Origin of the sequence: Amycolatopsis sp. GM8, assembly GCF_021653975.1 — a bacterium.
In the GTDB taxonomy this organism is placed as follows: Bacteria; Actinomycetota; Actinomycetes; order Mycobacteriales; family Pseudonocardiaceae; genus Amycolatopsis_E.
Window position 1 is genome coordinate 431,080 of sequence record NZ_JAJKFK010000007.1, and the last position, 12,426, is coordinate 443,505.

General features: G+C 66.2%; 11 protein-coding genes. 7 read left to right on the forward strand and 4 right to left on the reverse strand.

The annotated features are described in order from the left end of the window. Positions 1 to 256 precede the first annotated feature (256 nt). A complete protein-coding gene (locus LOZ83_RS30865; RefSeq protein ID WP_236795265.1) occupies positions 257 to 556 on the forward strand; it encodes a DUF3040 domain-containing protein in 300 nt (99 codons plus the stop codon). Positions 557 to 1,337: 781 nt separating this feature from the next. Here LOZ83_RS30865 and LOZ83_RS30870 read toward each other — a convergent pair. Beyond that, positions 1,338 to 1,619, reverse strand: a complete 282-nt coding sequence (locus LOZ83_RS30870) for a hypothetical protein (RefSeq protein ID WP_236795266.1) — start codon at positions 1,617 to 1,619, stop codon at positions 1,338 to 1,340. A 270-nt stretch (positions 1,620 to 1,889) separates the two neighbouring features. Continuing rightward, positions 1,890 to 2,480 carry a class I SAM-dependent methyltransferase gene (locus LOZ83_RS30875; RefSeq protein ID WP_236795267.1) on the reverse strand — a complete coding sequence of 197 codons (591 nt, stop codon included), beginning with the start codon at positions 2,478 to 2,480 and terminating at the stop codon, positions 1,890 to 1,892. A gap of 232 nt (positions 2,481 to 2,712) precedes the next feature. Between LOZ83_RS30875 and LOZ83_RS30880 the strand changes: the two genes are divergently transcribed. From LOZ83_RS30880 to LOZ83_RS30890, 3 genes are read left to right on the forward strand one after another with little or no spacing between them, the layout of a single operon-like run. Further along, complete coding sequence (locus tag LOZ83_RS30880; protein ID WP_236795268.1) at positions 2,713 to 3,540, forward strand: alpha/beta fold hydrolase; 828 nt, start codon at positions 2,713 to 2,715, stop codon at positions 3,538 to 3,540. Next, complete coding sequence (locus tag LOZ83_RS30885; RefSeq protein ID WP_236795269.1) at positions 3,533 to 4,129, forward strand: TetR-like C-terminal domain-containing protein; 597 nt, start codon at positions 3,533 to 3,535, stop codon at positions 4,127 to 4,129. The genes LOZ83_RS30880 and LOZ83_RS30885 overlap by 8 nt, the downstream gene beginning before the upstream one ends. Further along, a complete protein-coding gene (locus tag LOZ83_RS30890) occupies positions 4,126 to 4,494 on the forward strand; it encodes a hypothetical protein (protein WP_236795270.1) in 369 nt (122 codons plus the stop codon). The genes LOZ83_RS30885 and LOZ83_RS30890 overlap by 4 nt, the downstream gene beginning before the upstream one ends. A gap of 152 nt (positions 4,495 to 4,646) precedes the next feature. Here LOZ83_RS30890 and LOZ83_RS30895 read toward each other — a convergent pair whose 3' ends face one another. Beyond that, positions 4,647 to 5,561: a LysR family transcriptional regulator gene (locus LOZ83_RS30895; protein ID WP_236795271.1), complete on the reverse strand. Its 915-nt coding sequence runs from the start codon at positions 5,559 to 5,561 to the stop codon at positions 4,647 to 4,649. Between the two features lie 110 nt (positions 5,562 to 5,671). Here LOZ83_RS30895 and LOZ83_RS30900 point away from each other — a divergent pair, with 110 nt between their 5' ends. Beyond that, a complete protein-coding gene (locus LOZ83_RS30900; protein WP_236795272.1) occupies positions 5,672 to 6,835 on the forward strand; it encodes an FAD-binding oxidoreductase in 1,164 nt (387 codons plus the stop codon). Between the two features lie 22 nt (positions 6,836 to 6,857). Next, complete coding sequence (locus LOZ83_RS30905) at positions 6,858 to 8,225, forward strand: VOC family protein (protein WP_236795273.1); 1,368 nt, start codon at positions 6,858 to 6,860, stop codon at positions 8,223 to 8,225. A gap of 579 nt (positions 8,226 to 8,804) precedes the next feature. Here the strand turns inward: LOZ83_RS30905 and LOZ83_RS30910 are convergent. Next, complete coding sequence (locus LOZ83_RS30910) at positions 8,805 to 9,365, reverse strand: PH domain-containing protein (protein ID WP_236795274.1); 561 nt, start codon at positions 9,363 to 9,365, stop codon at positions 8,805 to 8,807. Positions 9,366 to 10,327: 962 nt separating this feature from the next. Here LOZ83_RS30910 and LOZ83_RS30915 point away from each other — a divergent pair. Then, positions 10,328 to 12,367 (forward strand): hypothetical protein, encoded by a 2,040-nt coding sequence (locus LOZ83_RS30915; protein ID WP_236795275.1) that lies wholly within the window; start codon positions 10,328 to 10,330, stop codon positions 12,365 to 12,367. The last annotated feature ends 59 nt before the right edge of the window (positions 12,368 to 12,426 follow it).

The window sequence follows — 12,426 nt, forward strand, 5'->3', positions numbered from 1 at the left end:
GCGACCTCGGCCTCGGTCAATGCGAACAGAACCTCGGCGGGGTCGGTTCCTCCTCGGTCTCCCCCCAATGCGTCGTGCCGCGACCTGCTTGGCGGTGCGGACACGGCCCGCTGTAGTCGTCAGGGCCCCATCGCCACGTTGACAGGCAGGGATAATATCTACTGCGCTCCAAAGGTGAGGGGGCTCACCTCATAACCGCGGTCGTGCCGCTGACGGTCCCTGACAGGTCCATCCGGTATCGGAGGCGTGCGCGATCGTGACCCTGTCCGAGGAGTACCAGCGGCGGCTGGCCGCCATCGAACGTGAACTCGCCGCGACCAGCCCGCGGCTCGCGCGCCGATTCGCGCGATTCCCCCTGATGATCACAGCCATGCTGGTCGCCGGCCTGGCCTCCGCGGTCACACTGTTCGCGGCGGCGGTGACACTCATGGTGATCGGCATCAACGTCGGCGCCGCCGCCCCCATCGCCGAAGGCGCGGTCGTCACGGCGCTCCTGCCGCTCATGATCGGGTGGCGGTGGTGGCGCCACGGCGCACCGTGGTCTCGCCGCCGGTGACCGCAACAAGAACGGCGCCCCGGCCCGTCCGTCCGCGGCGGCTCGGTCAGACGTGCGCGCCGAAATGGCGCGGAAGATCCAGGCTCAGGAACCGACACGGCGGCACTCGGCCATCATGTCCCGCCACCAGCGCAGGCCCAGCCCCCAAGGGAGGATGATTGCATGGATTCCCAAGTGGAGGAACAACCCCTGGCAGGCGGAGTCGATAACACCGGCGCGGTCGTCCGCGTCGATGACACCGTGCGCCGACCTGGCGGTCCGGCCGCGTTCCCAGGTCCGCCTCTTCCTGACCCACCTGACGAAGTCGGTTTCACCGGTGCACCGCGGTTTCGCGGCCTGGACGAACACGGCCGCGGAATACTGGACTACCTCGACGGCGACGTCGCAATACCCCCGTTCCCAGACTGGGTGGTAGACGAAGACCTATTAGTTAGCGTCGCGCTCCTGCAACGCGAACCGCACCGCGCCGCCGCGGGTTTCCAGTTGCCTCAGGGAATGCAGTGGCCGACTCGTCAGCTGACACAGCTACCCCCTGGATCGCAGCACGCCACTGGATCCCCCTGAGCAACCCGGACCGCCATCAGCCATGGTGATCTGGCCATTGGCACAACCATGGGTTACAAAGCCGCCTGTCCGGCCGAAACAATTGAGGCACATCGAGCGACCCGACCAAAAATACTTCACGCCAATTGACGCGGAATGGGACGCGTTCCTCGCACACTTCGAGAAGAGTGCCGGTCGGGACCTGCGCCGACCCGAAGGCAGAGAGTCGATGAGAGTGTCAGGCACCCAATCGCGCCATGCCGGCTTCGAGCGTGCTCCGTTCGGAGCTCCATAGCACCGCGGTCTCGTTGCGGTGCGGGAGATCGATCATCAGCGTGACACCGGCCGAACGCCTGGCTGCTTCGCGAGCGTTGCCGTCCACCATGCTCAGGGCGAGATGTGTGGGTGCCGCAGTGGCCTGCCAGGCGAAGAGTCCACCGTGGTCAGCCATGTCGAGTTCGGACGCAGATGCGATGACTTCCTGAGGGCTGAGCAGGAGATCGAACCGAACGCGTCGCACGCTCCTCAGTCTCGTGGGCCCGTGCCCTGCGGCGATCGGAATCTCCAGAGAATGCCACCCTGAGGCGGCCGGTGAGTGCCCCTCAATGACAACGTGCGGCAGAGCGGGGTCGAACGCGCGGACGAGATCGGACGGCAAGGCACCGTGAACAGCCGCCGTCCAACCAGACGCGGCGCGATACAGTGCGGAACCGAGCCTCATGGTTCGACCCTACGTGGCGGAACTCCGATATCCGCTTCTGCCACGGCTGCGCGTCCTGGCCAACTGGAATCAAGCTCGGCTGAACAGCAAGTATCGCTCGTCCTCAATAGCGCTGCCCCACAATGCCGGATCGTCCAGCCAGCGCACAGTCGCCTCCCGACGACGGCCGAGTACCAGGGCTTGGCAGTCAACTGCCGTCAGTCCGGCGCCGGTGAACCACCGCCCTTCGATGAGCACCAGGCATCCCTCGGGTCGCAACAGCTCCACCCACCGGTCCAAGGCGGCGCCGGGATCGGGCAGCGCCCACAACACGTGCCGCGCCAGGACAACGTCACATGACGCCCGGGGATAGGGTGGGACAGCGGCATCGCCCCGCATGAACTCCGCGTCCACACCCGCCGCTTCGGCCTTCTCCTCGGCAGCGGCGACCATCCGGCTGGACAGGTCCACCCCACGTACGGAATATCCGGCCTCGGCAACAAGCACGGCAAGACTGCCCGTCCCGCACCCGAGATCAACCACCGCTGCCGGGGCCGGGGGCATCAGCGGCAGGAGCACGTCCGCCCACGCTGCCCGCACTTCCGGATCTCGCAATCCATGATCAGGCTGCTCATCAAACGTCGCCGCCTGCGCGTCCCAAAACTCCCGCGTCTGTTCCACCACACCCAGGATCCCGCACGCAACTAGAAGCCCCAGAAGCACCCGAGGACTGCGCTCCGGCGCACTGGCGCGCATCGCAGCGGTCGGCTGGTCCTGGCGACCCGTCTCAGGCATGGGCCGCCCCCAGCGGACCCGCCCGGATTCGCGCGGCCAGGAGCCCTCGCACCGGCCTTGACAGCCTTGGCTAACGAGGATAGCTTTTTAGCTATCAAGATTAGCTAAGGAGGTCGACATGACTGAGTTTCTGAGCGTGGACGGCGGCACCCTCGCCTACGAGGTGACCGGTTCCGGGCCGCTGATGGTGCTCGCGCACGGGATCGGACAGAGCCGCGACGCCTATCGGTTCATGGTGCCGGAGCTGGTGGCCGCCGGATACCGGGTCGCGGCCGTTGACCTGCGGGGCAGCGGCGAGTCGACCGCGACGTGGCCGTCCTACACCCGCACCGACATCGCCGGCGACCTGATCGCATTGATCGAGCACCTCGGCGGTCCCGCGGTGCTGGTCGGCCACTCCATTTCCGGTGGCGCCGCGACGATCGCCGCGGCCAAGGCGCCGACGCTCATAAGCGCCGTCGTCGAGCTGGCACCGTTCACCCGCAAAGTGGAGTACTCACTGAGCGCCCTGGGCGTGTCCCGCTACCGCAAGGGCGCGATGGCGATCTCCGGGGTCGCGATGTTCGGCAACCACAAGCAATGGCGGAAGTACCTGGAGATCGCGACCCCCGAGCCGCGCCCCGCGGACTGGGCCGAGAGCCTCGACCGCACCGACGCAATGCTGCGCGAACCGGGCCGGATGAAGGCCCTGCAGAAGCAGATGAACAGCGCCGCCGACGCCGGTGCCCAACTCGGCAATGTGCACTGCCCAGTGCTCGTCGTCATGGGCACCCTCGATCCCGACTGGGGCGACCCGAAGGTCGAGGGCGAAGCCATCGTGGCCGCGTTGCCGGACGGCGTCGGCCAGCTCCACATGCTCCCCGGGGCGGGCCACTACCCACATGTCCAGTTCCCGTCGGAAGTGGTCGGCCTGCTGCGCTCGTTCCTGGAGACGGCCCGTGCCTAGGGCCGGACTCGACCCGGCCGCGGTCATCGCGGCGGCGTCGGCCCTCGCCGACGAGGTCGGCTTCGCCGGCCTGACCATGGGCCTGCTGGCCGAGCGGGTCGGCGTGCGCACACCGTCGCTGTACAAGCACGTCGATTCGCTGGACGCCCTCCAGCGGGGCATCGGCCTGCAGGCCATCCGCGACATCGGCGCCGTCCTGACCCGGGCCGCCGTCGGCCGGTCCGGTCCGGACGCGGTCCGCGCGATCGCCGAGGCGTACCGGCGGTGGGCCCTCGACCACCCCGGCCGGTACGCCGCCACCGTCCGTGTCCCAGGCCCCGAGGACGAGGAGTACCAGGCCGTGAGTAACGACGCGGTGCAGGTCCTGTTCGACGCGGTCGCCGGCTTCGGGCTGACCGACGACCGTGCCGTCGACGCGGTCCGAGCTCTGCGCAGCGTCGTCCACGGGTTCGCCGGCCTCGAAGGTGGCGGTGCTTTCCAGATGTCGCGCGACCCCGCCGACAGCTACCGGTTCCTTGTCGACACCCTGATCAGCGGTATGCGAGCCGAGGCCGACGCCGCGTTGCTCGATGTGAGGGACGGATCATGACCCAGGCCGCCGATTCCCCGAACCGGACCAACGCCGCCTCCGGGCTGCGGTTCGTGACCGAACTGATCGGCTGGACGGCCACCCCGTGGGCGCTGCACCGGGTGGACTGGGTGGTCGCGATCGTCGCGCTGGGCCTGTTGATCGGACTGCCGGCCGTCTTCGGGACACCTGGCGACCGGCCCTTCGACCCGCCAGTGGCGATTCCCGGCGCGGCCATGCTTCTGCTCGTGCTCCTCGAAGTCACCGCCGCCGCGGTGGCGCCGTGGTTCGCATGGCCCACCTGGGCGGCGATCCTCACCACCGCGCTGACCGCGACATCGGTCGTCCTCGAACAGCCGCGATGGCGCTGGCTGCTGCGCCACTAGACCGTCCGCGCACGCGATCAGGTCCGGCCACCCGAGGGGCAACAACTTGTGGCCGCCCCGCTCGAAGTCGATCCAGTCACACCACTGTCGGACCTCGTCGCCACTTGGCTGACTGGACATCTGGCGAACCGCCAACCCAGCATCGCCACGTATCAAACCAGGGCTGCTCCCTCGCCACTGGTCAGTTCGCGCAGTACGTCGACGAATGCGGCTACGGTCGGGCGGCTCTGCGCGGTGGCGCGCACGACGACGACAATGTGCCGTTCGAACCGCTCCGCCAGGCTCAGGATCCGGAAGCGGGACGGCCGGAGCATGAGCATGAGATCGGTGACCGGCGTGATACCAACGCCCGCCTCGACCAGGGCCAGTGACGCGGCGGTGTCGGTGACCTGGTGCCGCACGTCGGGTTCGATTCCCGCGCGCCGGCAGACCGTGAGGATCGCCTGGCCGTAATGCGTGTCCAGATCGGGCAGGATCCAGCCGAGATCTCCGGTTTGCGCCAGGCCGATCTCCCGCACGCCCGGAAGGGTGCCCGGCGGAACCGCGAGCGAGAAGCGTTCTCGCAGCAGCCGAACCAGCCGTAGCGTGGGGTCGCGGGGAATCGGCATGTCCGGGTAGTCCAGCCCGAGCGCGAGGTCGACCGAGCCGGCGGCGACGGCGTCGTGCACGTCGTCGACCACCATCTCTCGGCTGTGCACGGTCAGGTGCGGGTGTTCGGTGTGGACCCGGGCCAGCGCGACCGGCAGGATCTCGGCCGCGGCGGTGGCGAAGAGGCCGACGTTCAGCGTCCCCAGCACCGTGCGTGTGGTGCGTTCCAGGGCGGCGACGGCGTCGGCCTCGATGCCCAGTATCCGCTCCGCGTGTGTGGCCAGTGCGGAACCCGCGTCGGTGAGCTCGACCCGGCGTCCCACCCGGCGCAACAGAGGCGTCCCGGCCGCGCGCTCCAGGGCGCTGAGTTGCTGGGAGACGCCGCCGGGTGTGTAGCCGAGTGCGTGGGCCACCGCGGTGACCGTGCCCCGGCGAGTGAGTTCGACCAGGGACCTCAGCTGCGCGCTCGTCCACTCCATCTACTGATTCTAAACAATGAAGAGGAAAAACTGTGAATGGACATCAACGGTTCTGTCTCTCACCATAGGGAGAACGTTCGTCCGGCAACCTCCGGAAAGGGCCGCCCTCGATGTCCCGGATTCCCTTGCCCGACCGCGCTTCCGTTGTCGTCATCGGTGGTGGGGTGATCGGTACCAGCGTTGCTTTCCACCTCGCCGAGGCGGGAGTGCCCGACGTGGTTCTGCTCGAGCGCGGCGAACTCGGTTGCGGATCCACGTGCCGTGCCGCCGGCGGGGTGCGCGCCCAGTTCTCCGACGAGCTCAACATCGCGCTGGGAGCACGCAGCCTGGAAGCGTTCACCCGGTTCCGCGAGCGCCCCGGGCAGGAGATCGACCTGCACCAGGTCGGCTATCTGTTCCTGTTGTCCACCCCGGAACAGGTCGCGGCGTTCGAGCGGGATGTCGAGCTGCAGAACGAACTCGGCGTCACCTCGCGGATGATCGACGTCGACGAGGCGAGGCGGCTGTCGCCCCTGATCGATACCGAGGGCGTGCTCGCGGCGGCGTTCTCACCCGATGACGGGCATTGCACCCCGGAGTCGGTCGTGCTCGGCTACGCGACCGCGGCGCGGCGGCACGGTGCCGTTCTGCGTACGGGCATCGAAGTACTCGACCTCGAGCGACGGGGCGACTGTGTGACCGCGGTGGTGACCGATCGGGGCACGATCTCCGCGGAGACCGTCATCTGCGCGGCGGGCGCGTGGTCGGCGGCGGTCGGCGAGATGGCCGGTGTCGACCTCCCGGTGCAGCCCGTGCGACGGCAGGTGATGTTCACCGAGCCGATGCCCGGCCTCCCACCGGCCGTGCCGTTCACGATCGACTTCGCCACGTCGTTCTATTTCCACCGGGAGGGCCGCGGCCTGCTGCTGGGCATGTCCGACCCGGAGCAGGAGCCCGGTTTTCACCTCGAGTACTCCGATGGCTGGTTGCCGCGACTGGGTGCGGCGATCGAGGCCCGTGCGCCACGGCTGCTCGACGTCGGGCTGGCTCCCGGCTGGGCAGGTCTCTACGAGGTCACACCCGATCACAACGCGCTCATCGGACGCGCCGAGGAGACGGCGAACTTCTTGTACGCCACCGGTTTCTCCGGCCACGGCTTCCTGCAGGCGCCCGCCGTGGGCGAGGTGATCCGCGACCTCTGTCTCGGCCGCGAGCCGTTCGTCGACGTGCGCCCGCTGAGTGCGGCGCGGTTCGCGACCGGCGCCTCGGTCCGTCCCGAAACCCACGTCGTGTGACACGCGAGTCGAAAGGAACGCAGTGACGACTGTCAGCCCATGGCGGTTGCGCGCGGAGTTCGCGCGCCGACTGTCCGATATGTACGGCCACGAGGTTCCGGCTTACACCACGCTGGTCGACGTCTCCCACGAGGTGAACGCGCAGGTGCTGGGGCGTTCCGGCGGCGACGCCGAACGGCTCGGTTCCATCGCCCGGGTCACGGCTGAACGTCACGGTGCCATCCGGGTGGGCACACCGTCCGAACTGCACCAGGTTGCCCGGATCTTCGGGGCACTGGGTATGCACCCGGTTGGCTTCTACGACCTGCGGGACGCCGCCGCGAGCGCGGTGCCGGTCATCTCGACGGCCTTCCGCCCGATCGACACCGACGAGCTGGCGCGCAACCCGTTCCGCGTATTCACCTCCATGCTCACTCCCGCCGATCCCCGGTTCTTCGATGGCGACCTGCGGACCCGGCTGGAGAACTTCCTCGCCGGGCGCGAGTTGTTCCCGCCGGAACTGATCGAACTGGCAGACCGGGCCGAGCGCGACCGGGAGCTGTCCACGGACGATGCCGAACGGTTCCTGGAGCTGGCGGTGGGCGCTTTCGAGCTGTCCGCCGATCCTGTCGACAAGGCGTGGTACCAGGAACTGGAACGGGTGTCCGCCGTTGCCGCCGATATCGGCGGGGTTCGCAGCACCCATGTCAACCACCTCACCCCGCGTGTGCTCGACATCGACGCGCTGTACCAGGCGATGACCGAGCGCGGCATCGAGATGATCGACGCCATCCAGGGCCCGCCTCGCTGGGACGGCCCGGACGTCCTGCTGCGCCAGACCTCCTTCCGTGCCCTGGCCGAGCCGCGGCGGCTCCGGCTCGAGGACGGCTCCATCATCACCGGGGCGCTGCGGGTGCGGTTCGGCGAGGTCGAGGCTCGCGGCATCGCCCTGACGCGAAAAGGCCGCGCCCGATACGACCGGCTGGTCGAGGAAACCGACCGGCGCGACGTTGCCGCCGACAGGGTCTGGCGCGAGGGATTCCCCGCCACGGAGCGCGGACTCATCGACGAGGGCCTGGCCTGGTTCACTTATCACCTGCGCGACGACCGGCCTCGTCACGGGCGGCCGCCGACGAGTGTGGCCGGGCTGCTCGACCAGGGCTGGATACGCGCCGATCCCATCGTCTACGAGGACTTCCTTCCGCGTTCGGCGGCCGGGATCTTCCAGTCGAACCTCAGCGGCGAGGGCACGCGGGACAACTCCCGCGAAGGCGTTCGCTATGACCGGGACTGGCTGGCCGGCGCGATCGATCGCGACATCCACGACCCGTTCGCCCTCTACGAGCGGCAGCAGAACGCCTCGATCGCCGACGTCGCGAAGGCGTTGGAGCTGACCGGACCTCTGCGCTGATCACGCGTCCAGGAAGGGACGCCGAGCGCCCAGAAAGTCCACAATGGACAGCTATTCGGCGCAACCAAAAAAACCCGGCCTGCGAAACCGCAGTGCCGGGCGATCGTAAAACTTGTGGAGCTAAGGGGACTCGAACCCCTGACCCCCTCACTGCCAGTGAGGTGCGCATCACCCTAAGTCTACAGGTCAGTAGTAGCAGGTGGAGAATCCCCACGTCAAACACTGCCGTTGGCTGTTGTTGCCTGCCGTTGGATGCAGTTCAACACGCGCCCGTGCCCCGGATTTGCCCCAGCGATAACCGCGTGAACCAAAACGGCGCGTCGTCACAACGTGTAACGACCTATCGCTTCAGCCTGCTCACCGCTTGCTGGTTCGACTACCTCAAGCGTCCGTCTTGCCGTCATGCGATTATTGCCTGCTGCCCTGCTACGCCGAACTCGAGCTCACCCCATCACAACGGAGGCCGTGTTGGCGCGGGCGGCACTGTGCGTGGCCACGCCATCCGCGGTGACTTCTTCGCCGGCGTCGTGGCGCTTCTAGGCGGCGTCAAGATACTCCCGGTACCCGCACGAGGGGTTTTCACAGGCGCATCAGGCCAGCCATACCGTAGAAGAAGGCATACAGGGCTACCAGTCGCCAGATTCCGAATCGTCTTCGCTGCTCAGCTATCGGTTCCAAAGCGGAGTCGGCGCTGGCGCGGGCTCCGTCGACTCGGTCACGCAAGTCTCGTTGCTTCCGGTTGCCACGCAAGGCGGATGCTATTGAACCACCGCCGACGGACGGGGTGATGTGATGGCCATTGTTCAGGACAACCACGAGATCGTCATCGACGTCGAGTCCGGCGATCGCGCTCCACGTCACCCACCACGAGAAGAACCAATTCCGAACGTAGATGCCATCTTTTCGGACCACCACTTTGGCTTGCATCACTGCGATAATCAGCCAGATGGCCGGCGTTGTCACGAGGATCACGCCGACGAGGGCTCCGATGTTATCGGTGACCGCGTCATCGGGCGCGATACCTGCCAGCGCAATCAGGACACAGAACACCAGCGCGGCGATGCTGAATATCCGTTCGCCATTCCGGTAGACCACTGTGATGATCTCCCCGGTGCCGGGAGTTCCAACTAGAACATGCATGCACGGCTTCCTTGCTGGCAGATCACAGTATTGACGCCGGTGCCGTAGGAATACCATACGCCGGATTGGCCGACGTTCCACAGGTAGTTCCCTCTGGTGGCCGTGGCGTTCACCGGTGCACGGTGCCGCCCCCGGTCGCGCTGCACGGGTGGCCGGCTGCGGTCTTGCGCGATGTTGCGGTTGCGGGGGTTGAGCGCGCCCATCCCACCTACGGCACGTGCGATTCCGGCGCCTGCGGCGAGCCCAGCCATGTTCATCCCCGCAGCGGCCCAGTTGACACTCCCCTGGCTCTTGTACTCGCCGTAGGTTGTGGCAAGCCACAGTGCTCCGCCCGCCACTGCGCAGGCGCCCGGCGCTGACCACCACGCTCACGAAATCCGGTGAACTCCTCGTCTTGAAATAGTCCAGAGGAGCACACAATTGTGTGCGAATCTCGGCTATGCCATCGGCCCTGGGAGTGTCAGCGATCTTGTGGGTGACGGTGTGATCACCTTGTCAGTGCTGCACGTCGAGTCGGTCGCCGTAATGCATGGCGAGCGTGTTCAACGCTTGTTTCCATCCTACTACTTTTCCGGTGATATTTGAACGGTTTTTGCCGTTCCGGCCGCACGACCTCGACCTTGGCGACCTGGTGCGGTGCGAGCCGGGCGCGACGTCGGAGAGAGGGCTGCAGGTCGCGCCGCACTCCGACGATATGTCGGCGTCCTGGCACCCGGGATGCTCGACGAGCATCCCGGGTGCCAAGTCCGCACCCACCACAACGGCCACGATCGCGCCCGCTCCCCAGTTCAGCACCCGCTCAACCCCGCTCGAATGATCAACCTCGCTGCACCACCCCGACCACGACAGACAGAAGTCGCGATCGTGTTGTTGCCCTGATCTTCGCAGCCTCTTTGCCTGTCGGCCTGCGCCGTGTGCAGAAATTGCCTGAGGCCTCGCGTCAGATTTGGCATGATGGCTTGGTGCCCCTCGATGACGTGATCCACCACATCCGTGCGCTAACCCCACAGCAGCGGACTGCGATCGCGAAGTGCGCGACAGCGTGGCGGAAGAGATCGGAGGATTCGCTCGAACAGCCGCTGCGCCTGTCGCGCACCGTACTTGTGACCCTTAAGCAGTGGTGTCATGTATTAACCGACAGCGATATCGAGGGCGTTTGTTTAGACCTCGACGACAGCATCACTGAGATTTTCGCTGTGGTGTCATTGCCTGCACGGGACATCGGACGTCGTCTGTTTGGCCAGCTTGATCAGGTTCTGACGGTTTACTCCGACGCTCGTCTCGCGCTCGTGGAGGTGGGACGGTTCGTCCCACCCGAGGAGGTTGGGGACACGACGGCCGTTCTTGCCCAACTGTTCCTGGCGATCGGCGAGATCGTGCGCACCGTCGTTGATTGCGCTGCCAAAGCATTGGACACCGATTACTTGGTTGGTGTGGTTGAACAGGTTGGCCGCCGAGACAGGCTGCTGGAAGGGCTACTCACCGTAAACCCTCCGGCTGACCTGCCAGAGAGTGCAGTCGAGAGAGCGCTTGGTCTACCGGTGTCCGTCACCATCGGTGATGGCTTGTCGTCGGCGTCGCGATTGGCTTCGGCGTGGTCGCGTGATCGTGCGGCGCTGGGTGCGAGGTTGCGCGATCAGCTTCCGCATTTGCTTGACCCTGACCAGACATTGACTGTCGACGTGTGGCTTCATCTGGCAGGGCTGTTGGCGGGCGAGAACCCACTTCCCTCGCACCTGGCAGCGGTCGCCGGGCGCGACCTGACGCTCGCGGCTCTTGCAGACGACACGTCGCGGGTGTTGGAAGTGATCGCCGGCCAGACTGACCTGGAAGGCTTGATGCTCACGACCCACCGCCGGTTGATCGACGAGCTGAGTACCTTCCGTCGCGGAGAGCATCCGGAAGACAGGATGGGCCCGGCGTGCAACGCCTATCTCGCGATCATGGAGGGTGACGTTCGGCGCACCGCCCAGATGGTGTTCGGGTTGCTTGGTCGCCCAGTGAAGTCCAACGAAACTTTGGGACCACTGGAGGAACGACTGGCGACACAGCCAGATCAGGTGGCGTGCGCCCTATTGTTGTCGTGTATCAACCGGAGTTGGCGCAATGCTGCTGCGCACGCTCGGTTCCGGTGGGATGCAGTCGAACAGCAAATATCGCTGGGCGATGAGCTTGTCGATCCGATTGACCTCGTCGAGGCCGCAATCCGGGCGCACAGCATCTGCAAGGGTTTTCATACTGGTGTCGCCGTCGCGCTCAACCGGGAGGGCGATCCTCATCACCTGCTACCGCCAACGACGGACCTTGTAGCGTGGGACGGCGAGGCGCTCAGAAGACTCGGCAACTTGGGCATCGAGGCCATGAAACTGCGACGCCAAGGTACGACGGTCCAACTTCACGTGCCGCCATTGACCATCAGCACCCTGCGGGATCATCTCGTCGGGGTCGCCGCCGCCGGTCACCACATTCCCCATGCTGAGGCGTGGGAGATCGTCCAAGAAGGCCGCCCCGTGATCCTGCTGGATGCCAATACGATTTCGACTACGGAGACCGTCGCCGAAGTTGGCGCCCGCGAAAGTGCCGTATTGCATCCTCATGCGGCAGAGTTGGTCCTCTATGCCGGTGCGCTCCTTAACTCCGGCGCGACGCCGCAAGCCGTTTCCCGCTCGGTGATAGGCCTGGCGACATCGACAATCTTGGGTGAGCGTGATCAGTTGAAACCACGGCTCCGTGCCCATGACGGCGCAGCACTTGAGGAGTTGACTGAGACTTTCAAAAGGGTAGCTCGCGGTGTTGGAGCGGCCATGACCCTCTTCCCAAGACCTGCTCGTCGACGGCTGACATCGTTTCTCGCCATGCTGTCAACTCAGCTGATGCGTTTTAGCGGTTCCTTCGGCGAGGCAGCCAACGGCCTGGACGGCGTCGCTCGCGCATGGCAAGCCTCGACACCGATCGTTCTGCCCTGGATCTTGGAACAGAACCATAAACCAGAGAAGAGGTGACATGATACTGATTGCCAACGCGGAGAATATATCTTAGAGCGTGTCTCGTTTGGTTTTCT